Source organism: Vibrio sp. F13, from assembly GCF_020806305.2.
In the GTDB taxonomy this organism is placed as follows: Bacteria; Pseudomonadota; Gammaproteobacteria; order Enterobacterales; family Vibrionaceae; genus Vibrio; species Vibrio crassostreae_C.
Genome location: NZ_CP170175.1, coordinates 3240485 through 3262893 on the forward strand (window position 1 = coordinate 3240485; position 22409 = coordinate 3262893).

Here is a 22409-nt window from a genome sequence, read left to right on the forward strand (position 1 = left end):
AATAAGTCGGTGCTTTGTAGGCTGAGAAAAGTATATGCAGTAGTTGTTTTAGGGACGGGTGAAGGAGAATTCAGAGTGATGGGCTGTAGGGGCATAGGGGGGACATAGAGGGAACGTAGGAGAGTTCGAGTATTCGATATGTTTTCGAGGTGTTTAAACATACGAAGGCTAAAGGTGTGTTCGGATCTGAGGATGTTAAAAGCCCTTTATCAGAGCTTTTTGATGAGCGGGAAGCATGAATACTTTCCGCTAGCACATAAAACTAAACGGTTCGATGACTATTGCTATTGCCAACTGTGCTTTTGCTGGATTTGTGGTAGAGCTTAAGTGCCAATAACGAACCCCACAATAAAACCTGTCCCCATAGTAATGTCCATTGAGACGCCACTTCTTGCCAAGATGCACCCATCTGATTAAGTGCTAAGAAGCCTTGGATAGCCGGTGTGCTTGGGAATAGCTGTGATAACAGAACTAACCATTCAGGCATCATTTCAACTGGCCAGATAAAACCTGAAGAGAAGATCAGTGGCATTGAACTGATTAACACTACTACCGTGACGAGTTCTCTTCGTGGTACTAACTCACCAATCAAAATCCCTATCAAACAACTGGCCAGTAAGAAGGGCAGAAGTAAGGTTAAGATCTGTGTTGTTGAGGCGAGCTGGTTTATCCCATACATCGAAAAGCTAGCGCCGAAATAGTACATCGACAACAAGTAATAAATGCCGACTAAGGTACAACAGCGAGCAAGCATCAGTTTCGCTGGAGAGGTCTTACTCCAGTAGCCAAATGTCGATTGAGCGTTTTGGGTTGCACCCACTAAACCAGAAGCCATGGCTAAGGTTTGTTGCAGGATCAAAACAAAGACGGCTGGAACCACGTAATCGATGTATCCCATGTGACTATTAAACGTTGGTTTCAGGTTCAAGCTGAATGCACTGTAACCTTTGGCTGCCGATTCTAAAGGCACACCTTCGACTAACAAATGGCTGACCTTAACTTGCGCAGCTAACGTACCACCGGCCTTGGCAAGCCCTTCAACAATGGTTCCGTAGACCAAGAAGTAAGAAGCATCACCAGCGTAAGAAAGTGTCGGGCTCTTACCGAGCAGCAAGTCTTTATAGAAGTTTTCTGGAATGACGAGGAACCCACCAATCTCTTGGTTAAGTACGGCTTGTTTCGCATCGGCGATGGTGGAGTCTCGACGGACCAATTCGATCTGAGAGGTGGCATCCACCATACGCTCTAATTGATAGCTGCTTTGACTCTTATCCAAGTTCACAACCGAAGCTTTCAGTTGTTGAGGGACTTGATTAGCGTAAGGCAATGGATACAAGAAGGAATAGAAGACCACACCACCAAATACCGTAAGAAGCACGACAGGGTTGCGCAATACCGCTAAGAGTTCTTGCTTGAGCAGTTGAGTAAAGCTCATCGTTTTACTCCTTGTTGTGCTGATGCTTCTGGCTGTGTTGACGGCGTTGTTTTTGCAGATATAGCTGCTTTTGTAGATGGATCTGCTTGTGCAGTTAGAGTTGATTGCGCCAAGTGTTTCTTAATTAGCAACATTACCACCAAAGCAGGAACCGCGTACCACAACATAGAAGAGAGGCTGATCAAAGACTGTGCTGCGCTCACACCATAACTAGACTGCGCCGTTTGTACTTCGATGTAATGACTCACGGGCAATAAGCTTCTCCAAATTTGAGCAGCTGTGTTCATGTCTGTTACTGGAAAGGTAATACCCATGAACGCAAAGCTTGGTGCCGTAAATGCGCCAGCGAAACTCATCGCCCTTGCTGGATCAAGTGTTAAGAAGAAAAACAAACAACCCATAATGATACAACTGATCACGGTTAGCAGTTGGGCAATAGTCAATGCCACAAAGCTGCCGTTAAATGGCCAGTCTAAGAGCACATAGAACCAAAAACTAAACGCGATACCAAACATCAAAAACAAGACAAGGTAGGGCGTTAATGTTGATGCGAGTGACTTCATCGGGGCGTTGGATAACCAAGCGTGAAGCCCACGTGCTCTAACGTTCGCCGTCAAAACCAATATCGTGCCCACCACAATCATGATCTGCCATAGCGCTGGAATAACCGCAGACACCAAGAACTGAGCATAACTGGTGTTCTTGTTGAACAATGGCGTGATCTGGCTTTGCACTGTTACTGCTTGGCCTAATGCGGATTGCACCGTGGTATCACCGTGTGATAACTGCTTAACGACCTCAAGTTGCGCGTTAAAAGTCCCCTGAGCCTGCAACAACGCCGAATTCACTAGCTTACCTATCAAGATAAATTGGCTGTTATAGAATACAGACACTTGCGGATTCAAGCCGAGCAGAAGGTCTCGGTCGAAGTGCCTTGGTATCACAACATAACCATAGATATCACGTTCGATCATCGCTTTCGCCGCATCACTCGCAGAGCTGTATTTCTGAGTGACTTGCAGCGTTGGTGACGCATCAACAAGGCGTGTGAACTGTTGCGAGATTTGACTGTGCTCAAGGTCGACAACTGCGACCGGTAAGTCACGAGCGATCCCTTGTGAAAAAATCAGCCAGATACTGGCAGCAAGCAGCAAAGGAATCCAAGTTAGGCAAGACAACAACCATTTGTCTTTGCGGACAATCGCCCACTGCCGAAGCAAGGTATTCTTCGCTCTATGATGCTCAGTTGATTGCGAGCCTCTAGATTGCGATCCAGTATATTGAGAGTTAGCAGACATAAGTCACCTAAAGCTCAACCACTAGGCTCATGCCCATACGCAGTGTTTCGCTCGTATCGACAGGGTGCGCTTCTACTTCAAAAGTACGTAAATCGAAGCCTTGTGCTGCGTCTGTTGAGCGCCAAGTTGCGAAATCACCCATTACGGCGATGTGAGTTACTTGGAAAGTTAATGATTTATCCAGAGCCGGTAGGTACGCCTCAAACTGGCTGCCTTTCTCGAAATGCTTAAGCATGTCTTCACGAACATTGAGCACAGCCCAAGCATCCTTGGTGTCGATAACAGTCACAACAGGGAAGCCTTGTGGTGCAAGTTCTCCACTGCTCAATAGAACCTGAGAGACTTCGCCATTAAACCAGCTGTGGATCTGTGTGTCTTTTGCGTAAGCTTCAACTTCCGCTACCGCACCCGCTGCCATTAACGCTTTTTGAGTGGCGGCCACTTTGGTTTCGTCACGCGCACCTTCTTGCGCTAATTGATACATTTGGAATGCAGCGCTTTCGGTGTACTTCGCCGCTTGCCACTGTGTTTTGGCTTCATCACGCTTCTGCTCGGCAACCACACCATCGTTGTAAAGGTTGTTTACACGTTGGTAGGTTTTGTCCATCAGATCGGCAGCTGCTTTGGCTTTCAACCATTGGTCTTTAGCCGCTTGGATCTGTTGAGTACGCGCGCCATTCTCTGCTTCTTGTGCTAATGCACCAGCGGCTTTCTGACCAGCTTTTGCTTGCTCTAGCTTCGCATCAATCTCAGGGCTTAGTAGAGAGAAGATCAATTCGCCTTTTTCAACCGAATCGCCTTTGCGCACGAATATTTCATCAATTCTGCCAGGTACTTTCGATGAGATGCTGTATTGCTGCGCATCGATTTGACCTTGAAGCTTAACCGGCTGAGGTTGATAAGCTTGATAGAAACTGTATCCGACCCAGCCAATAACGCCGATACCAACTAAAGATAGAAGAAGGGGCTTAATAGGTTTCATGAATTATCCTTTTGACTGGCTAACGGTGTCTGTTTTTGAGTCGAAATCAGACGGAACAGAGGAGGTTAAGTAACTGGAGTAAGCATTCATTTCGCTGGTTAGCGCTAACAGCTTGTTGAGAGAGATTAGGTATTTGAAGCGAGCAGCAGATTGCTGGGTTTTAATGCTCGCAAGATAAAGCTCGGCATCAACCACTTCTAATGAGTTAGATAACCCTTGTGTGAAGGCTTTTTTACGAAGTAATAGGTTTTCCTGAGCTAAAGACAAGCTCGAGTTTAGGCCTTGAACCTCTTCAATCGCTTGGTTTGCTTCAAGGTAAGTCTTTTGTACCAACACGGTTAAGTCTTGCTTAGCTTGTGACTTAAGGAATTGAACCTGTGATACGGCACTGTGAGCCGCAGCGACTTTGTCGGAACGGCCAGAGGTATCAAGCAGTGGCACATTCACACCAATGCCAACCAACCAATCGGGTTTCATTTCACTGGCTAGAGAGTCATCTTCATACAGGCTGTAATCACCATAAAGGTAAACCTCTGGGTAGTATTTACCTTTCTCGGCTTTAATTAAGCTGCTTGCTTGTTTCTCTTTTGCATCAAGAATCTTAAGGCCGGGGTAGGTCATGAGTGTCTGGTCAATGAACACGTCCATATGAGGCAGGTTCTTATTGATAAACAGTTGTTCAGAGGGTTCTACACTTTCATTTTGACCAAGGATTTGGGTCAACGCCAATTGCGCAATTTTAAGATCGTTCTGAGCTTTCGTGCGCTCTACAATCGCTTTATCTAAAGAAGCATCGGCTTGTAGGCGTTCTACTCGGGCGATTTGTCCTTGCTGTTCAAGCTTGATGGCGAAATCACGATGCTGAGTTAAGCCTGCTTCAACGGCTTGACGCGTTCTCACCACGTCTTCCGCTAAGATCACCGAGAAGTAATACTTACTTAAGTCTTCGTAGCGAGCTTGTTTCTCCATCAACAGTTGGCTTTGCGCTTCTTCGCTTTTACCTTCAGCCGCATTTTGCGCAGCGGTTATTCGACCACCAGTGAAGATAGGCCACACAGCACGAATGGAAGAGCTAAAGATGTCTTGTTCGGTAATCGTTGAGGTAACGCCACCAACTAGAGGGCGCAAAATCGCGGATATAGCAGGGTTTACTCCACTCAAGCTATCTGAAAACTGTTCACCATTAATCGTCACATCACTATCAAGGTGCGTGTAGTTAGCCCCTAAGGTAATAGAAGGAAGATTGAGGCTACTTGTTGAGTTCTGAAGGTGTTGATAACGTTCAACGTTGGCTTGTTGAGCCGCAAGAGAGTTGTTGTTCTCTTGGAGAATTTGCCACGCTTCAGAAAAAGTGAGCGGAGCTGCATAGCCTGGCGAAGCCATAGTGCCGAGAAGCATACTGGCGATCGCAAGGTATCGGAATTTTGGTTTGGTCATCTGCATTAAATACCAATTAGAGTATTAACTCTAATGTTAACAGGGCGATAGTCATTTGTCTTGAATAGATTGTCTCATATGAATAGAAATTCTCATAACTCGTTAATCAAGTGTAAATAAGATTGAGTGACGTGAATATCAAAGATAAATGAAACTTAAAAAGCACGCATAAGCATGCTCTTTAAGTTCAGTATAGAAGTGTTTTTACAAAATGAAGTGGCTTATTTAAAGCTAGGACAATGGTGATCGGCGCGCCATACCAATTGTCTTGAACCTTGCATTGTTTGTAATAAATCTCTACCTGACATTTGCGGGAATGCTAACAATACCTTGAGATCGAGAGGGGAGGTGCCATCTTTCTCATAGGCTCTTACGTGAGTAAAAGTCGATTGTAAGTGTTTGAACAGCATAGTCTTAGTAAGACAAATTCCAAAGTTATCGCGTTTCATTGCCTTGTTTCCTTTTCAACAATGTTTATACGTTATGTTTGTTATCCTGTTTCTATTGGACGTTGCCACTGATCGATACTTCCTGCTCATCAATGTTTTATTATTGGGCGCTGATTTGATCAGGCGCCTCTTGATTGTCATGCTGGCCAGTAGTGTAAATAAGGATGTGTGAATGAGGTTAGATAGATAACCTGTTTGTTCAGCAACCGTAGCGGCGAGCGTGCAATTTTTAGTTATAGATACGTCCAGCGAGTGAAGGGTTGTTGCTATTTTGTTAATCGAAGTTTCGATTCAAAGCGCGGTCTGAAAATCATGACCTATGGCTTAGCAACAATAAACTTCTTCATATGCAACCATTATAATTGTATTTATTTTAAACAACCTAAAAAACACCTAAAAGCTTAGTGATCTAGCTCAATATTTATTCGTTTATTTTGGTTTTTAAGCTAATCAGTCCTAAAAATGAACGATTAATCGAGATGAACAACGTAAAGGATTATCAATTAACAATCTGCTCAATTATTTAGTTGAGTAGCAGTCACAAATTCACGTCCCTAGAAAGGTCATGCGATTAACTTGGTGTTAACATTGATCGTCTAACACTAGGGACGGTGGAATATGAAATGGAGCAGTATCAGTTTCCGTAAAAGGTTACTGATTATCATGACGGTCACTGGCCTCGTTGAACTTTTGATTCTTGCAGCGGCTGGTTTTTATTACATCAAACAATCTCAAGAACAAGAGATGGGTTTGAAAGCGTTAGGTGTTGCTGAATTTCTATCTGAATCGCCGCTTGTCACCAGTATTATTCAAGAAAATGGGACGTTGGACCCTATTGGCGTTCCCTACGTTCTGTCTGAAGAAACCCAAGTTAAATTTCGTAACCTTACTCAGCTCATTGGCGCGGCGTTTATCGTTGTGGGAGATGATAAAGGTATCCGCCTGATTCACCCTTATGATGACAGGCTCGGTAAACCCATGCGTGGTGGCGATAACCAAAAAGCATTGGTATTGGGCGAGTCTTATGTGTCGACAGCCAAAGGATCGCTGGGTTTTTCAGTTCGTGGTAAATCCGCGGTAAAAGACCCCCAAGGTACCGTTATTGGCGTGGTGTCAGTTGGTTACTTATTGGATTCTTTGCAAGATCGAATCGAACCTTACTTAGCCTTTTTGATTGTGATGGCGTTGCTGGTGGTTGCGGTAAACGCTTTGATTTCGAGTTATGTATCTCGTCGTTTTCAGCGCGCTATTTTAGGCTTTGAGCCTGAAGAGATAGGCCGACTGTATGTTGAGCTAGATGTAACCATGAGTACCGTGAAAGAGGGCATTCTGAGCATCGATAAGCACGGCATTTTACGTTCAATTAATAAAAGTGCCTGCGATATTTTATCGATAGACAGGGATAAAGCACTCAATCAACAGCGCCTTTCTGATGTATTGCTAGGCAGTGATTTAGAACAACTGCTATCAACCGGCGACACCGACCACGATGTTGAGTTGTATTTAAACAATAAGCGAATTATTGCCAACCGTAGCCCCATTATAGTGGCAGGTGAAGTGGTCGGAGCGGTATCGAGTTTCCGATTACGAGATGAAATTAACGATTTAACAGACCAGCTCTCACAAACCAAAGAATATGCAGATCTACTGCGTTCACAAACCCATGAGCATCAAAACAAGCTCAACACCATCAGTGGCTTGATTCAGATGGGCGAGCTGGATTCAGTCCAGCAATTGATTGGTCAAGAAACCGCGCACTATCAAAGCTTGATCGAGTTTTTACGTGAAACCGTTAAAGACCCGCTCATCGCAGGTATGCTCCTTGGGAAAACGGAGCGCGCGCGAGAAATTGGTTTAGAGCTTAAAGTTGAAGAAGGCTCAAGGCTTGAAGCTCTGCCTAGCTGGTTAAACGCGGATGACGTTGTCACAATCCTTGGCAACCTGATTGATAACGCCTTTGATGCCACCATGACGGCGATTAAGCAAGAGGGTCAAATTGCACCAGCGCGTCGGGTTATTGAAGTTTCAATCAGTGATTTTGGTAATGAAATTATCGTAGAAGTAGAAGACAAAGGGTGCGGTTTGCCGAAAGAGTTGGCAACCAAAGCACTTACCGAAAAAGGCGTATCGAGCAAAGCGAAGCAAAATCGTGGTGTGGGTTTGTATCTGATAAAGCAGCTGGCAGACCGATATCAAGGGCAGCTTGAAATGGTCGACAACCACGATTTTGGCACGCGAATGACGGTTTATCTGCCAAAAGAAGAACAATAATAATTAAGCACGAATCGATCTTGCGAAGATCATCGTGACGGAAAAAGCATGGTTAAAGGAAGAACATAAATGAACGCAATCACGAGAGTCATGGTCATTGAAGATGATATTGCGATTGCAGAGCTACACCATCGTTATTTAGAACAGATGGGTGGCTTTGACGTGGTCGGTATTGCCACCACACAGTCTGAAGCGCTGATGCAACTGGACATCTTAAAACCGGATTTGGTGTTATTGGATGTGTATCTACCGGACGGGTGTGGGCTCGATATTCTTAATCACGTAAGAGGGAGCAATCAAGGCTGCGACGTTATCTTGATTACTGCTGCTCGAGATGTGGATACGCTGCAGCAGGCAATGCGCGGTGGAGTGGTCGATTATCTATTGAAACCAGTCATGTTTCCTCGTTTGGAAGCGGCGCTGAAAAAGTATCAATCTCAACAGCAAGAGTTTGAAAGTGTGTCGGATTTGAATCAAGGTTTGGTTGATAAGATGCTGCAAGCCAATGCCAAAGCGGACTCTGGAAAAGTATCCACCTTACCCAAAGGCATTGATGGCGTAACCTTGGATAAGATCAGAGCCATTTTTCAACAAGCTGATGCCGTTAATATTACCGCCGATGAAGCCGGAGAACGAATTGGTGCTAGCCGAACCACCGCTAGACGCTATTTAGAATTTTTGATTACCACTGGTGAGTTAGTCGCAGACTTAAATTACGGTACCGTGGGGCGGCCGGAGCGCTGCTACAACAAAGCGCAAAGATAAACACGACACCATCAAAATAAATATAAAGCCAGTTGAATAAGCTGGTTTTACCTTTTTCTCCCTTTCCTATTGCTTACTCCACCGACCAGATACCGTTCTTTCTTGACTACACTGTTTGAGAATGCCGATTTGCATCTCCCGTGGGTCAAATGAACGGAGCTATCGATTAGAATTTGTTCGAAATGAGTCAATATTTAATCGATTGCTTTCACAGTGGTTGATGTAAATCAAATAGTCATAGACAATACTGTCCCGAATAGAGGTGATAGCTTTCACCCTCGTTTACCAAACGCATTCTCAAATTTAATAGGTGCTTACTATTGATGTAATAGTTAAGACCTATTATCTATTTTCGTATGTCGCTGATACCTTTGGCGAATACTAAAAACCTTGTTTTTATAGGAAAGATGATGGTAATACCTGAAAACAGCAGCATCGTTATTTTTGGTGCGTCGGGAGATCTAACTTACCGCAAGTTAATTCCTGCTCTATACCACCTGTATGCTAGCAATCAACTACCAGAATCCTTTGCGATTCTTGGAGTGAGCCGTACTGAGTACAGCGATGAGTCTTACCGTGAGAAGCTGAAGAAGTCTCTTCAGGAAATGGAAAAAACTGAACCTGAGACGCTGAATGCATTTATTGAACATCTGCATTACCAAGCGATCAACACTTCAGATGTAGACGACTATGCTCGTTTAGCACAACGTCTAGACAAGCTTGAGCAAGACTACCAATTCGAAAACCATAACACATTGTTCTACTTGGCAACCCCGCCAAGCCTATACGGTGTGATTCCAGCAAACCTTGCTGCGCATGGCCTTAACGATGAATCGAACGGCTGGCGTCGTCTGATCATCGAAAAACCATTTGGTTACGACTTAGCATCAGCTCAAGCGTTGGATGAAGAGATCCATCATCACTTCCAAGAACACCAGATCTACCGTATCGACCATTACCTTGGTAAAGAGACGGTTCAAAACCTTCTAGTGCTTCGTTTCTCAAACGCGATGTTTGAACCACTGTGGAACCGTAACTTCATTGAATACGTTGAAATCACAGGTGCTGAGTTCCTTGGCGTTGAAGAGCGTGGCGGATACTACGACGGTTCTGGCGCAGTTCGCGACATGTTCCAAAACCACCTGCTGCAAGTGCTAGCGATGGTAGGTATGGAGCCGCCTGCACAAATTAACGCTGATTCTATTCGTGATGAAGTGGTTAAAGTGCTTCAGTGTCTGAAACCATTAGAAGAAGATGATCTGCGTAAAGACTTAGTATTAGGTCAGTACACAGCATCAGATGTTCGTGGTCAGCACCTACTAGGTTACCGTGAAGAGCATGGTGTAGCGGATGATTCTCGTACCGAGACTTACATCGGCTTGAAAGCTCACATCAATAACTGGCGTTGGAATGGTGTTCCTTTCTACGTACGTACAGGTAAACGCTTACCAACACGTGTGACTGAAATCGTGATTCACTTTAAGAACACGCCACACCCAGTATTTGGTCAAGATGCACCAGAGAACAAGCTGATTATCCGCATCCAACCGGATGAAGGTATTCAGATGAGCTTTGGTTTGAAAGAGCCAGGCGCAGGCTTCAAAGCAAAAGAAGTGAAAATGAACTTCTCTTACTCTGACTTGCCTGAAACTCAGATGCTAACGGCTTATGAGCGTCTTCTTCTTGATGCACTGAACGGTGATGCGACTCTGTTTGCACGTACCGATGCGGTAGAAGCATGTTGGAAGTACGTTCAACCAATCTTAGACTTCAAGCAAGATCCTCAAGCACTGTTTGGCTATGCTTGTGGTACTTGGGGCCCACAGGAAGCAGATGAACTTCTGCAACGTGATGGCCGCGCATGGCGTTTCCCATGCAAAAACTTAACAGACACGGATTACTGCGAACTATGATCAATCACAAGATCTTTGCAACGCCTGAACTGGTTGTTGAAAACCTAGCAAATGAAATGAAAGCATACAGCGAGCAGGGCAAACCTGTTCACATTTCACTGTCTGGTGGCAGCACGCCAAAAATGCTTTTCAAACTTTTAGCACAGGCGCCATACGCGGAAGGTATTCAATGGAATAACCTTCACTTCTGGTGGGGCGACGAACGTTGCGTTGTACCAGACGACGCTGAAAGCAATTTCGGTGAAGCAAACGCGCTCTTATTTTCAAAACTAAAAGAGTTTACTCAAGTAAACCTTCCTGCTGAAAACATCCACCGCATCCGTGGTGAAGATGAACCAAAAGCAGAAGCAGAGCGTTTCGCAAAAGAGATGGCAGACGTAATCCCAACAGAAAACGGCACGCCTGTATTCGATTGGATTCTGCTTGGTGTTGGCGCAGACGGCCACACAGCTTCACTATTCCCAGGTGCAACCAACTACCAAGATGAGAACCTATCTGTATTAGCTTCTCACCCTGAGTCTGGTCAAATCCGTGTTTCTAAAACAGCGAAAGTTTTAGAAGCAGCAAAACGAATCAGCTACCTAGTACTGGGTGCAGGTAAAGTTGAGATCGTTAAAGAAATTCATACAACTCCTGCTTCAGAACTGCCTTACCCGGCAGCGAAAATCCAGTCTAAAACTGGCGAAACAGAGTGGTTCCTAGATTCAAATGCAGCAAGTGCTATCGCATAAGTGCGAATAGCCGCAAGGAGATAAAATAATGAAAGGTGATATCGGTGTAATTGGCCTAGCAGTAATGGGTCAGAACCTTATCCTAAACATGAACGACCACGGCTTCAAAGTTGTGGCTCATAACCGTACTGCTGCTAAAGTAGACGAGTTCCTAGAAGGCCCAGCTAAAGGTACTAACATTGTTGGTGCTTACTCTCTAGAAGAGCTAGTTGAGAAGCTAGAAGCGCCACGTAAAGTGATGCTTATGGTTCGTGCTGGTGACGTTGTAGACACGTTCATCGAAAACCTAATCCCACTTCTAGACGAAGGCGACATCATCATTGATGGTGGTAACACTAACTACCCAGACACTAACCGTCGTGTAGCGCATTGTCGTGAGAAAGGCATCCACTTCATCGGTACTGGTGTATCTGGTGGTGAAGAAGGTGCTCGTTTCGGTCCTTCAATCATGCCAGGTGGTGCGGCTGAAGCTTGGGAAGCGGTTAAGCCAATCTTCCAAGGTATCTCGGCAAAAACTGACGCTGGTGAGCCTTGCTGTGACTGGGTTGGTAACGACGGTGCTGGTCACTTCGTTAAGATGGTACACAACGGCATCGAATACGGTGACATGCAGCTTATCACTGAAGCATACCAGTTCATGAAAGATGGCCTAGGTATGTCTGCTGACGAGATGCAAGCAGTATTCGCTGACTGGAACAAGACTGAGCTAGACAGCTACCTAGTTGAAATCACTGCTGACATCCTTGGCTACAAAGATGAAGACGGTGAAGCGCTAGTTGAGAAGATCCTAGACACTGCAGGCCAAAAAGGTACGGGTAAGTGGACTGGTATCAACGCACTAGACCTAGGTATCCCACTAACACTGATCTCTGAGTCTGTATTCTCTCGTTGCCTGTCTGCTCTTAAAGACCAACGTGTTGAAGCTGAAGCTTTGTTTGAGAAGACAATCACTCCAGTTGAAGGCGACAAGCAAGAGTGGGTTGATGCACTACGTCAAGCTCTACTGGCTTCTAAGATCATCTCTTACGCTCAAGGTTTCATGCTAATGCGTGAAGCGTCGAACGAAAACGGCTGGGACCTAAACTACGGTAACGTAGCGCTAATGTGGCGTGGTGGTTGTATCATCCGTTCTGCATTCCTAGGCAACATACGTGATGCGTACGAAGCAAACCCAGACATCGCGTTCCTAGGTTCTGACGAGTACTTCAAAAACATCCTACAAGGCAGCCTAGTGGCATGGCGTAAAGTAGCAGCGAAATCTCTAGAGTCTGGTATCCCAATGCCATGTACGATTTCTGCGCTATCTTTCCTAGACGGTTACACAACTGCACGTCTACCAGCGAACCTGCTTCAAGCTCAACGTGACTACTTCGGTGCTCACACTTACGAGCGTACTGACCGTCCACGTGGTGAATTCTTCCACACAAACTGGACTGGTACAGGCGGCGATACTGCTTCTACAACTTACGACGTATAATCGTTAGTTAGAATCAGTAGAGAACAAATTTGTTCTTTCAGCTGCAAACTAGAAAACAAAAGGATGCCTCAGTGGCATCCTTTTTTGTTGGTTTGCGTATTTTTAGATGGTCACTTCAAACACACAACTAATTATCGCTTAGGCGGTCATGATATGTGGTTGTACATCGTCGTTGTATTGATCTCGAATGGCCATAAAGCTGTCTAGGTTTTGTTTAGGCGCTTCAACCCACTCTGGGTCAAACATTGAACCAGTGTTTGCTTCTATATAGGCCATCACCTCATTCAGTGACCAAGCGTGTTTATAGGCTCTTTTACTCATTAACGCATCGAATACGTCTGCCAGTTAATAGCGTATGCGCTATTGCTTAACTAAAGTGCTGTTAATGATGATCTGGACGTTAAATAACCATTTTAAAATTAAATGAAAAGATAAATAGGATAACGCACATGCTTTATGCCATCATAAAGACATAAACAAGGGCAATGGAAATAATGCCCAAATGATTGAGCTAGAAGCGGTCAGTGATGACGGTGTTCTAGAGTAAATTCAAGGCCTTTAGTTGCCTTGAAAAAGGTAATGTTATGACTGAAGAAGAAAGAATCGAACTGCAACAAAATAACCCGCTACACGGCTTAAAGCTTGAAACCATGATCACTGAATTAGTGGATCATTATGGTTGGGAAATTTTAGATGCGGCAATGCGTATGAACTGCTTTAACACTAAGCCTACAGTGGCAAGCGCAGTTAAATACCTGAAGAAAACCGAATGGGCTCGTGAGAAGGTTGAAAACTTCTACCTTTACCGTTTCAAGCGCATGCCTAAAGCATCGGACATCGAATACCAGATGCCTCCGCGTTCACGTACATTCCGCCATGGGCTAGAGCCTCGTGAGCCAATGGAACTAACGGTTGAGTCTATCCACGCTTCTCAAGCTAAAGCTGCGTCTGCATTTAAAGAGCGCCGCGGCGGTAACGGTCGTAACTTCCGTCGTTAATAAGAAGGCGTCGTTAGATAAGGCGTCGACGATTAGTACGCCTAATTAGATAAGCGAAAAACACAAAAGGAGCCTATGAGCTCCTTTTTTAATGCGTTCGATTAAACCGTAATTGGCTAAGCTTCGCGGTTCTTTCTTTGGTTCTTCCAAAGATCGGTGACATAAACGATCGCACTGACCAGTAAGAATAGCGCTGACACAGAAAACAGAGCGGGCATTTTTAAGATCCACGCGAATGTGGCAGCAAGAAAAGCGACAAAGCAAATGAGTCGACTTGATGACATGACATGACCGAGTTTAGTGTTCATAACGCCTCCTAATGAAGTCTCACTTTCGACAGGAGAATTATCCTACCTTTGGCAAAATAAAGGCTAAAAAACAGTCTAAATTGTTATCAAATTTACTAATTAAAGGACTCGTCTCACACATATCGACACGGTTATTTTATAAGTAATAAAATAGCGAGATAGGTAATGCGAGAGTCAGTTTTCCCGCTGTGTTTTCCAGTTAGAATTAGATTCAGTTTCGGGTTTAATTAGTGTCAAACTGACTTAGCATAAAACCTAGTTTTTATAGAAAAAGTAAGCGGTGATTAAGAAACTCGCGATGATCACTGTATTACGAACATATTGTTGTGGGATGCGGCGAGAGACTTTTGCTGAATAATAACCACCAACCAATGTACCCAATAATACAGCCATGCCAGACGGCCAATTAATCGAACCATTTACGATAAAAAACACGATCGCTGCGAGGGAAGCACACGCGGACACGAGCAGTTTGATGCCATTCATCACGTTGATGTTGGTGTAACCAGCCAGCGCCAAATAGCTCAATGTCACAATGCCCAAACCTGCATTAAAATACCCACCGTAGATACAGACAATCAAAAGTAATAAAGCGGAAAAGAATGCGCCTGCGCTAGTGGCGTGCTTATGTTTTGCTGTAGCTTGTTTAAGCCATTTATTGAGCGTGCCGCCAAACGTGAAAAGCAGAGCAGCATACAGCAACAGCCAAGGGACAGATTGAGTGAACAGAGCTTCTGGTGTGTGCAGCAGTAAAAATGCCCCGATACCACCGCCAATCACACATAAAGCTATAGTCAGTTTTAGCTGCTTAGTACCAGATTGAATTTCGTGGCGCAGAGCGTAGGCTCCGCTAATGTATCCAGCACACGAAGCAAAGGTATTGGTCGCGTTGGCTGCTATTGGTGGAACGCCAGCAAATAACAAAGCAGGGAAAGTGATGAAGCTGCCGCCACCCGCAATGGAGTTAAGCACACCGCCAACCACCCCTGATAAGAATAGAATCAACCAATCCATAGTTTTAGAATCCAATACGTTAACTAACTGGTTACCTTACTTGAATTTGTTATGAATATCAGCGCCATGTGTGTTGTAAAGATAGGTTTGTGAGTTTGCTACCATCTTTAACCGCTGGTTTTAATTGAGGCTTTAAATGAAAAAAGGAGCCAATGGCTCCTTTCGTTGAGGTTTAGTTGATTCGATAAAGCTTTACACTTCTACTGGCTTCGCTCTAAAACTCTTAAATAGTTTCACTAGAATCGGGCTAGACAGCACCAATACCGCCAGAATAGTGAAGGTCATCGTAATAGGGCGTTCCCATAAGAAGTTCAACTCACCATCGCTGATCATCAATGCTCGTCTTAAGTTCTCTTCCATCAAGCCGCCCAATATGAAGCCTAACAGTAATGGTGCCAATGGGAAGTTGGCTAGCCTTAATGCTATCGCAGCCATCGCTACCAGTAGCATCACAAATACGTCCATCGTGTTGAATGACACCAAGTACACGCCAGTGATTGAGAAGAAGATAATCATTGGCAGTAGAACCGTTCTAGGTACCGCTAGCAGTTTAGAAATATAAGGGATTAAAGGCAGGTTTAAGATAACCAGCACGATGTTGCCAAAGTACATCGAGATAATCACCGACCAAAATACGTCTGGGTGCTCAACGAACAAGCGAGGACCCGGCTGAATACCGTAGGCAATCAATGCACCAAGCATAATTGCTGTAGTACCAGAGCCCGGAATACCGAGTGTTAACAGCGGTACAAATGAACCACTTGAAGCTGCATTGTTTGCTGATTCAGGAGCCACAAGACCACGAATACTGCCTTTACCGAACTCTTTCTGCTTGTCTTTTGGCGCGAGGCTACGCTCCATACCGTAACTTAGGAATGCCGCAATAGTGGCACCTGCGCCCGGTAGAACACCGGTAAAGAAACCGAGAATAGAAGATCGAATTGAAACTGGTGCCACTTCTTTGAACTCTTCTTTGGTGACCTTCATGCTACCAATATCCGACATCTTTTGGCTTTCTTCCGCGCTGGTGTCTTTCTCCGGTTTTAGAATACCCATTAAAGTCTCACCTAAAGCGAAGGTTGCCATAGCAAGAAGTAGGAAACTAAAGCCATCCATCAGGTCTGTTAGACCAAACGTGAAACGTTCAACACCAACCCCTTTGTCGATGCCAACAGTAGATAGCATCAAACCAAGAATGGTCATCATCCATGCCTTGATTACCTGACCTGGGCCCGCAAACGCCGCTACTGCCGATAAACCTAACAACATCAATGCGAAGTAGTCTGAAGACTGGAAGCTCAATGAGACGCTTGCTAAAGCCGGAGCCGCAATCAAAAGCATGATTGCCGAAAGCGTGCCGCCAGTGAAAGAAGAGTAAGCCGCGAGTGCAAGTGCTTTACCCGCTTGGCCTTTTTGTGCCATCGGGTAGCCATCGAATGCGGTTACTACCGTTGAAGAACAACCTGGAGCGTTGATTAAGATTGATGACGTCGAGCCACCAAATACAGCGCCGTAGTACACACCAGCCATCAAGATTAGGCCAGAAGAAGGGTCTAGGCCGTATGTAATCGGGATCATCAACGCGATTGCTGAAATTGGACCGAGTCCCGGTAGCATCCCAATAAAGGTACCAACAAAACAGCCAACAATTACCATCATGATGTTCATTGGCATCACGGCGGTCGAAAGTCCTTGTAAAATTCCGTCTAACATAATGTTATCCCTACCAAAGAGTGAAGATTAAACCAGGCTCTAGGTAGATATCTAAGCCTTGAGTTAATAAAAGAAAGAACGCGATAACGAAAGGAAACGACGCGCCAAATAAGACAGCTTTGCGGCGCTCACCCAGTAGGTAAAAGCCTGCAAGTAAGAAGAAGCTGGTTGCTAAAACAAAGCCAAGATAAGTCAGCCCAACACCGTACAGAGCCATTAACACCAAGAAGCCAATAAGCAGTTTCCAGTTCAACGGCGTAGTGTCGCATGTGACTTTTTTATCTGGCTGTCCGGTTATAAGCAGGATCAACGAAAGGCCAATGCCGATAAACGTTAGCAGGATAGGTAAGGTTCTTGCTGTGAAGGGTTCGTACTCGTCACCGGGGAACAAAGGAATCAGCGTGGTTTGGTAGCCATAGCATAAACACGCAAGCATAAAGAGCATGGCTCCGATGCGATCCTTCGAAAGCAAAGATTCCTTACTCAGAAATTTGGTTGGTAAGTCCGACATATCCAACTCCATTTGGGGTGGTATAAAAAGTAAAAAAGCCGTACATGAGCGAGTCAATGAAATGTCTGGGATCACTAACCAAAGGTAAGCGAATTACGGTACTGGTTTATCAGCCACTTGCGTTTACAACGAATCGGCAAGCGTTAGTAATACGTCTACGAATAAACAAAGGAGTTTGAAGTTAACTCATGCACGGCGAAACAGGAAAGAGTAAGAGGGCACATAAGCCCTCTATGGTTGTTGGTTACTTCAAGAAACCAAGCTCACGCATTAGATCGCCCATCTGTTTTTCTTGGTCTTCTAGGAAGGCGTAAAAATCTTTGTCAGCTTTGTAGTTGTCGATCCAACCGTTACGGTCACGAACCACTTGCCACTCATCGGTTTTGTACATTTTGCCAAGCGCTTCGTTCCACTCGTCGATTTTTGCTTGGCTTGTACCCGGTGCCGCAAAGAAACCACGCCAGTTAGCAAATACTGTCTCGTTGCCGTATTCAGTCAGTGTTGGGATGTTAGGCGCAGCGTCAAGACGCTTTGGAGCCGTCACAGCAAGCACTTTTACTTGGCCAGATTTAGACATCTCTAGTACTTCACCAAGGCCCGTTGAAAGCAGCTGTGTTTCGCCAGAAAGCAGTGCCGCCATCGCTTTACCGCCAGCATCGTAGGCAATGTAACGTACTTTCTTCGCATCAAAACCTTCGCCTTTGAACGCTGCCGCTACTACAAGGTGGTCCATGCTGCCACGAGCTGAACCGCCAGCAATCTTCACTTTACGTGGGTTGGTTTCGAACTCTTTAACGACGTCTTCCCAAGTGTCGTACTTAGAATCCGCAGGAGCGACGATTGCGCCGTAATCGGCAATGGTTGCTGCTACCGGAGTTAGGTCACGGAAAGATTGAGGGAAGATACCTGTTAGTGAACGAACAACGATAGGCGTTGAGTTCACCATTAGCGTGTCTTCTTGGCGTTGTGCTGTTTCGATTAGGTGAGCAATCGCTTTACCGCCACCGCCACCAGACAGGTTTTGGAAAGAGACATTTTCTACGATGTCTGATTTCACCAATACATCACCCGTACCACGAGCTGTCATATCCCAACCACCACCAGCGCCGCCAGGGATTAGGAAGTGGATTTTTTCTACGTCAGCAGCAAAAGTGTTGAAAGAAAAGGTTGCTGTGATGATAGAAGCCGCAAGAGTAGGTTTCAGTGCCTTGAACATGGTTCACGTTCCTTATGTAGGGGATCTCTTCAATGGAGAGAAACTTATGTTTTATTTCCAGCTACTAAACAGATGAGTAGGATATTGCTTAGCAGATGAAGCTAAAGTTAACGGTGTGTTAATGAAATGTCTGTAATGCGGCGATATTGAGAATAAAGAACATTGGATTAATATTGTTCATAAAGTTCACGGTAACGTGTTTTTGTCCATTTACTGTTGAATGATATCTGGATTCTAAAATCGTAGTTATTGTCTCAGAATGATTGAATTCATTGACAAAGGTTGGATTTAACTAGCGTTTTCTACTCGAGTGCATTGGTTGTTGGTCTATATTGTTAGATGTGACTACGATAACTATTTCTGCAAAAGAGTCAGGTGTATAGAGGTGTTAGATTTTAGATGTGGAATAGAGTTACTATAGTTGATATGCAACTTAAGCGGTATTGATTGCGCTAGGCTGTTAACTTTGGAGTTGGCGATTATTCAAGGATGAAATAATGGCATTAAAAAAAATTTCGTTACGATTTACTGTTGGAGGAATGTTTTTACTCGCGACATTTCTTACCGCTGTTGTTGCGGTTTCACTGCAATATTACTTCAGTAAAAAAATGGCGACTGAGAATACCCTATCAAAGTTGACGATGGTGTCCCAAGAGCTGAGTAACTATATCGGCGCGGTTGATTCTGACGCAGCCAATACGGCGCGTTTACTTTCTTCAGTGAAACGTTCTATAAGTAACAAAATATCGAAAGAAGAGTCGCGTAGTATTCTTTCAGAAGCAATTAAAGATAACCCTCTCTTTTATAGTATTTACATTGGCTCATCTAATGAAAACTTCTTCCAAATTATTAATCTAGAATCTGCCCCTGTCGTTAGAGAAAAAATCGGTGCACAACAAAAAGACCGTTGGGTTGTGGTTGAGATTCATAATATAGGGGAGGAGCGCGTCCGTACGACGAAATATTTTGACCAAGAGTTTACGCTAAGAAACTCAACTACGGAGCAGAGCAACTACCTTCCAACAACCAGGCCTTGGTATGTTTCTGCCAATGTTCAGTCGGTCGAAAAAACTCAGCCATATCTTTTCCAGCATTTACAAATTACCGGGCAAACTTATTCTTTAGCGTTTGATTCGAAAATCGAATCTGAAGTTCAACATGTGATTGGTATTGATATTGTGTTGTCTTCTTTAGCTAGCAAACTATCAGGTACGGCGCTTGGCTTAGCAGAAGACAGTAAGGTTGAGTCTTTCTTATATTCGAAATCGGGTAATATTATTGCGTCTAACCTCAAGGTTAACAATCAGGAATCGGAGTTTGATGTATCAACATTGATGCTATCGTCTGAGCTGCAAGCCTTGATTAACGATACCCCTCCGCTGTTAGTGTCTAATCAAAATGATTGGGGGCCGATGGACTTTTCAGTGGCGGGAAAACCAAACGGCTATGCGATAGACCTTCTTAAAATGATTGGTGAGATGACAGGGATCAGGTTTGAATTTGTTAATGGTTTCTCTTGGGGCGAGCTTGTCAGTAAGTTTCAAGAAGGAAGTATTGATGGCCTGCAATCGGTTCAACATTATAAAAATAATGGCATAGATGGCCTATACACGACTCCAATTTATGAATTGCCATTTTCTATCGTGACAAGGGTCGGCGCGAAGGTTGTCACTAATTATGCCGAGCTTGAGGGTAAAAAAGTTGCCATTTTATCTGGGTGGTCAATTATTCCTAAGTTGAGAGAGGATTTTCCGAACATTGATTTAGTTGAATTTGAAAACCTAGAGTCTGCATTTAATTCAATTGAAAGCGAAGAGAACTTTGCTTTCTTAGAAGCAGAACCCGTACTCTCGTTTGCATTAGATAGGTTTTTCCAGCCAGGCCTTGTTGTCAATGGGACTCTAGAAGATCTAAAACAGAACTACTCAAACCAATTCCATTTGGTGCTGCAGAGCAAGCATAAACAATTGCTCCCAATCATTGATCAAGCTATCAGTAAGTTAAGTGGTGAACAACTTGATGCCTTAGCGAAAAAGTGGCTGCATGATACCGGCTTTAATACGAATACGACGGTTCCTTATACTGAACTTTATGATTTGACTAAGGAAGCAACGGTTGAAGGCAGTATGGTAAGGGTAGAGTTGAATGGCGAGATCAAGCATCTCTATTTAAAGAAAATAGACACGGGCGAACACTACTCTGAGTATTTTGCGGTATTGATTCCCGAATCTGAAGTCTTCAGTACAGTCAATAAACGTCTAGCAACCTCTGTTGGTGTAACGGTGTTACTGATGAGTTTGACGTTGCCTATTGCTTGGGTTTTTGGTGCGCCGATAGTGCATCCAATTCGCCAATTAGAGGAAGAGACTCATAAGGTTAAGCTGCGTGATTATGACAACGTGACAATTCTTGATACTCGAATCAAAGAAGTGTGGGAATTATCTGTTGCTGTAAAAGATATGGCTATGGAGATTAAACGACATGAACAGATGCAAGAGGCGTTTGTTGAGTCGTTTATCAAGCTCATCGCTCAAGCGATCGATGATAAGTCCGCTTATACGGCAGGGCATTGTAATCGTGTACCAGAACTCGGCTTGATGCTGGCTGACGCGGCGGAACAATCGCAGTCTGAGCACTTCAAAGACTTTGAGTTTAAAAATGATGACGAACGCCGTGAGTTTAGAATTGCGGCTTGGCTTCATGATTGTGGCAAGATCACGACACCGGAACACATCGTCGATAAAGGTACGAAGTTAGAAGCGAACTACAACCGAATCCACGAGGTGAGAACTCGATTTGAAGTACTTTGGCGTGATGCGGAAATCACCGCTTTGAGAAAACAACTTGATGGTACGCTATCAACGCAACTGATAGCCGATGAACTTACGGCAACGAAGCAGCAGCTACAAGATGACTTTGCCTTTATCGCTACGTCGAACGTTGGTGGTGAGTTCATGAGTGACGACAAAGTTGCTCGTATTCGTTCGATCGCTGAGACGACTTGGATGCGTAATTTTGATGACCAACTTGGTCTATCACCGATAGAAGCCTTGAATCGAGAATCGAGTTCAAGCTTGCCAGCGACAGAGCTGCTGTTAAGTGATAAGCCTGAACATATAGTGAAAAGAGATAGGCCGTTAGAGTTCGACCCGAAATATCAAATCAAAATGGATGTGCCGGAGCACCTATACAACTTAGGCGAAGTCTACAATCTGAGCATTGCACGTGGCACGTTAACTGCTGAAGACCGATTCAAGATAAATGAGCATATGCTTGGCACGATTAAGATGCTTGAGAACCTGCCATTCCCGAAAGAACTAAGCCGTGTTCCTCGCTATGCTTCGACGCATCATGAAACACTCAAAGGTACGGGATATCCAAGGAAGCTGACTGGTGATGACCTTTCAATCCCAGAACGTATTCTGGTGATCTCCGATATTTTTGAGGCGTTAACTGCTGCGGATAGGCCTTATAAGAAGGCGAAGCCAATCAGTGTTGCTGTCGACATCATGTACAAAATGGCGTTGGACGAGCATCTCGATATCGAACTGTTTAGATTGTTCTTAACCAGCGGTACTCACCTGCGTTATGCAGAAGAGTATCTCAAACCGGAACAAATTGATTTCGTTGATATCAACAAATACCTAGAAGTTACTCGTCAGATAGCTTGATTAAAGGTTGGCTTGTTAGAACGGGTTCGATGAATGAAAGGCGCACATGAGTGCGCCTTTTTTATATCTGTTTATCGGTGAGCTGGTGGATAGATACGAAGGGGGCTGCTTTTGACAAGTTTCGGCTATAAGTTGTCGACATATCGATTTCAAATGATTTTAGGGTAGATAGGGGGTTAGTGACTCTTACTCTGATTAAATCGATAAATAACAGATGGTT

17 protein-coding genes and 1 pseudogene are annotated in these 22409 nt (G+C 44.4%); 7 read left to right on the forward strand and 11 right to left on the reverse strand.

The window, feature by feature from the left end:
• Positions 1 to 262: 262 nt before the first annotated feature.
• From LMH68_RS14845 to LMH68_RS14865, 5 genes are all read right to left on the reverse strand, one after another.
• The gene (locus tag LMH68_RS14845; protein WP_102333374.1) at positions 263 to 1435 is read right to left on the reverse strand and encodes an ABC transporter permease; all 1173 of its coding nucleotides are present in this window, start codon (positions 1433 to 1435) and stop codon (positions 263 to 265) included.
• On the reverse strand, positions 1432 to 2733 hold the full coding sequence (locus LMH68_RS14850) for an ABC transporter permease (RefSeq protein ID WP_136974314.1): 1302 nt from the start codon (positions 2731 to 2733) through the stop codon (positions 1432 to 1434). The genes LMH68_RS14845 and LMH68_RS14850 overlap by 4 nt, the downstream gene beginning before the upstream one ends.
• A gap of 7 nt (positions 2734 to 2740) precedes the next feature.
• Positions 2741 to 3715, reverse strand: a complete 975-nt coding sequence (locus LMH68_RS14855; protein ID WP_102333372.1) for an HlyD family secretion protein — start codon at positions 3713 to 3715, stop codon at positions 2741 to 2743.
• A 3-nt stretch (positions 3716 to 3718) separates the two neighbouring features.
• Positions 3719 to 5158: a TolC family protein gene (locus LMH68_RS14860; RefSeq protein ID WP_017063805.1), complete on the reverse strand. Its 1440-nt coding sequence runs from the start codon at positions 5156 to 5158 to the stop codon at positions 3719 to 3721.
• Positions 5159 to 5373: 215 nt separating this feature from the next.
• Complete coding sequence (locus LMH68_RS14865) at positions 5374 to 5601, reverse strand: hypothetical protein (RefSeq protein WP_009846577.1); 228 nt, start codon at positions 5599 to 5601, stop codon at positions 5374 to 5376.
• A gap of 663 nt (positions 5602 to 6264) precedes the next feature.
• Between LMH68_RS14865 and LMH68_RS14870 the strand changes: the two genes are divergently transcribed.
• The 5 genes from LMH68_RS14870 to gnd all read left to right on the forward strand — a co-directional run bounded on the left by LMH68_RS14870 (position 6265) and on the right by gnd (position 12758).
• Complete coding sequence (locus LMH68_RS14870) at positions 6265 to 7872, forward strand: sensor histidine kinase (RefSeq protein ID WP_229648237.1); 1608 nt, start codon at positions 6265 to 6267, stop codon at positions 7870 to 7872.
• 69 nt (positions 7873 to 7941) lie between these two features.
• Entirely contained in the window at positions 7942 to 8637 is a 696-nt protein-coding gene (locus LMH68_RS14875; RefSeq protein ID WP_017063807.1) for a response regulator, read from the forward strand.
• 410 nt (positions 8638 to 9047) lie between these two features.
• Complete coding sequence (gene zwf, locus LMH68_RS14880) at positions 9048 to 10550, forward strand: glucose-6-phosphate dehydrogenase (protein ID WP_017059714.1); 1503 nt, start codon at positions 9048 to 9050, stop codon at positions 10548 to 10550.
• On the forward strand, positions 10547 to 11281 hold the full coding sequence (pgl, locus tag LMH68_RS14885; RefSeq protein ID WP_017066266.1) for a 6-phosphogluconolactonase: 735 nt from the start codon (positions 10547 to 10549) through the stop codon (positions 11279 to 11281). The genes zwf and pgl overlap by 4 nt, the downstream gene beginning before the upstream one ends.
• Positions 11282 to 11309: 28 nt before the next feature.
• Positions 11310 to 12758 (forward strand): decarboxylating NADP(+)-dependent phosphogluconate dehydrogenase, encoded by a 1449-nt coding sequence (gene gnd, locus LMH68_RS14890; RefSeq protein ID WP_017059712.1) that lies wholly within the window; start codon positions 11310 to 11312, stop codon positions 12756 to 12758.
• 138 nt (positions 12759 to 12896) lie between these two features.
• Here the strand turns inward: gnd and LMH68_RS14895 are convergent.
• Positions 12897 to 13103: pseudogene (locus LMH68_RS14895) on the reverse strand (metal-dependent phosphohydrolase); the annotation flags it as partial.
• Between the two features lie 239 nt (positions 13104 to 13342).
• Here LMH68_RS14895 and LMH68_RS14900 point away from each other — a divergent pair.
• Positions 13343 to 13756, forward strand: coding sequence for a VF530 family DNA-binding protein (locus tag LMH68_RS14900; RefSeq protein ID WP_010438513.1), 414 nt, complete (start codon positions 13343 to 13345; stop codon positions 13754 to 13756).
• 116 nt (positions 13757 to 13872) lie between these two features.
• On the opposite strand, the gene LMH68_RS14905 is transcribed toward LMH68_RS14900, so the two are convergent.
• The 5 genes from LMH68_RS14905 to LMH68_RS14925 all read right to left on the reverse strand — a co-directional run bounded on the left by LMH68_RS14905 (position 13873) and on the right by LMH68_RS14925 (position 18518).
• Positions 13873 to 14064: a hypothetical protein gene (locus LMH68_RS14905; RefSeq protein WP_017059711.1), complete on the reverse strand. Its 192-nt coding sequence runs from the start codon at positions 14062 to 14064 to the stop codon at positions 13873 to 13875.
• Between the two features lie 255 nt (positions 14065 to 14319).
• Entirely contained in the window at positions 14320 to 15078 is a 759-nt protein-coding gene (locus LMH68_RS14910) for a sulfite exporter TauE/SafE family protein (protein ID WP_229648233.1), read from the reverse strand.
• Between the two features lie 192 nt (positions 15079 to 15270).
• The gene (locus LMH68_RS14915) at positions 15271 to 16791 is read right to left on the reverse strand and encodes a tripartite tricarboxylate transporter permease (protein ID WP_229648232.1); all 1521 of its coding nucleotides are present in this window, start codon (positions 16789 to 16791) and stop codon (positions 15271 to 15273) included.
• A gap of 10 nt (positions 16792 to 16801) precedes the next feature.
• On the reverse strand, positions 16802 to 17302 hold the full coding sequence (locus tag LMH68_RS14920; protein WP_004733594.1) for a tripartite tricarboxylate transporter TctB family protein: 501 nt from the start codon (positions 17300 to 17302) through the stop codon (positions 16802 to 16804).
• 244 nt (positions 17303 to 17546) lie between these two features.
• On the reverse strand, positions 17547 to 18518 hold the full coding sequence (locus tag LMH68_RS14925; RefSeq protein ID WP_229648231.1) for a tripartite tricarboxylate transporter substrate binding protein: 972 nt from the start codon (positions 18516 to 18518) through the stop codon (positions 17547 to 17549).
• Positions 18519 to 19015: 497 nt separating this feature from the next.
• On the opposite strand from LMH68_RS14925, the gene LMH68_RS14930 reads away from it, so the two are divergent.
• Entirely contained in the window at positions 19016 to 22189 is a 3174-nt protein-coding gene (locus LMH68_RS14930) for an HD domain-containing phosphohydrolase (RefSeq protein WP_229648230.1), read from the forward strand.
• Positions 22190 to 22409 lie beyond the last annotated feature (220 nt).

What these genes read in the sequence shown, in the direction of transcription:
- LMH68_RS14845 (WP_102333374.1), bottom strand. Translation starts at nt 1,435, where the DNA reads ATGAGCTTTACTCAACTGCTCAAGCAAGAACTCTTAGCGGTATTGCGC.
- LMH68_RS14850 (WP_136974314.1), bottom strand. Translation starts at nt 2,733, where the DNA reads ATGTCTGCTAACTCTCAATATACTGGATCGCAATCTAGAGGCTCGCAA.
- LMH68_RS14855 (WP_102333372.1), bottom strand. Translation starts at nt 3,715, where the DNA reads ATGAAACCTATTAAGCCCCTTCTTCTATCTTTAGTTGGTATCGGCGTT.
- LMH68_RS14860 (WP_017063805.1), bottom strand. Translation starts at nt 5,158, where the DNA reads ATGCAGATGACCAAACCAAAATTCCGATACCTTGCGATCGCCAGTATG.
- LMH68_RS14865 (WP_009846577.1), bottom strand. Translation starts at nt 5,601, where the DNA reads ATGAAACGCGATAACTTTGGAATTTGTCTTACTAAGACTATGCTGTTC.
- LMH68_RS14870 (WP_229648237.1), top strand. Translation starts at nt 6,265, where the DNA reads ATGACGGTCACTGGCCTCGTTGAACTTTTGATTCTTGCAGCGGCTGGT.
- LMH68_RS14875 (WP_017063807.1), top strand. Translation starts at nt 7,942, where the DNA reads ATGAACGCAATCACGAGAGTCATGGTCATTGAAGATGATATTGCGATT.
- zwf (WP_017059714.1), top strand. Translation starts at nt 9,048, where the DNA reads ATGGTAATACCTGAAAACAGCAGCATCGTTATTTTTGGTGCGTCGGGA.
- pgl (WP_017066266.1), top strand. Translation starts at nt 10,547, where the DNA reads ATGATCAATCACAAGATCTTTGCAACGCCTGAACTGGTTGTTGAAAAC.
- gnd (WP_017059712.1), top strand. Translation starts at nt 11,310, where the DNA reads ATGAAAGGTGATATCGGTGTAATTGGCCTAGCAGTAATGGGTCAGAAC.
- LMH68_RS14900 (WP_010438513.1), top strand. Translation starts at nt 13,343, where the DNA reads ATGACTGAAGAAGAAAGAATCGAACTGCAACAAAATAACCCGCTACAC.
- LMH68_RS14905 (WP_017059711.1), bottom strand. Translation starts at nt 14,064, where the DNA reads ATGAACACTAAACTCGGTCATGTCATGTCATCAAGTCGACTCATTTGC.
- LMH68_RS14910 (WP_229648233.1), bottom strand. Translation starts at nt 15,078, where the DNA reads ATGGATTGGTTGATTCTATTCTTATCAGGGGTGGTTGGCGGTGTGCTT.
- LMH68_RS14915 (WP_229648232.1), bottom strand. Translation starts at nt 16,791, where the DNA reads ATGTTAGACGGAATTTTACAAGGACTTTCGACCGCCGTGATGCCAATG.
- LMH68_RS14920 (WP_004733594.1), bottom strand. Translation starts at nt 17,302, where the DNA reads ATGTCGGACTTACCAACCAAATTTCTGAGTAAGGAATCTTTGCTTTCG.
- LMH68_RS14925 (WP_229648231.1), bottom strand. Translation starts at nt 18,518, where the DNA reads ATGTTCAAGGCACTGAAACCTACTCTTGCGGCTTCTATCATCACAGCA.
- LMH68_RS14930 (WP_229648230.1), top strand. Translation starts at nt 19,016, where the DNA reads ATGGCATTAAAAAAAATTTCGTTACGATTTACTGTTGGAGGAATGTTT.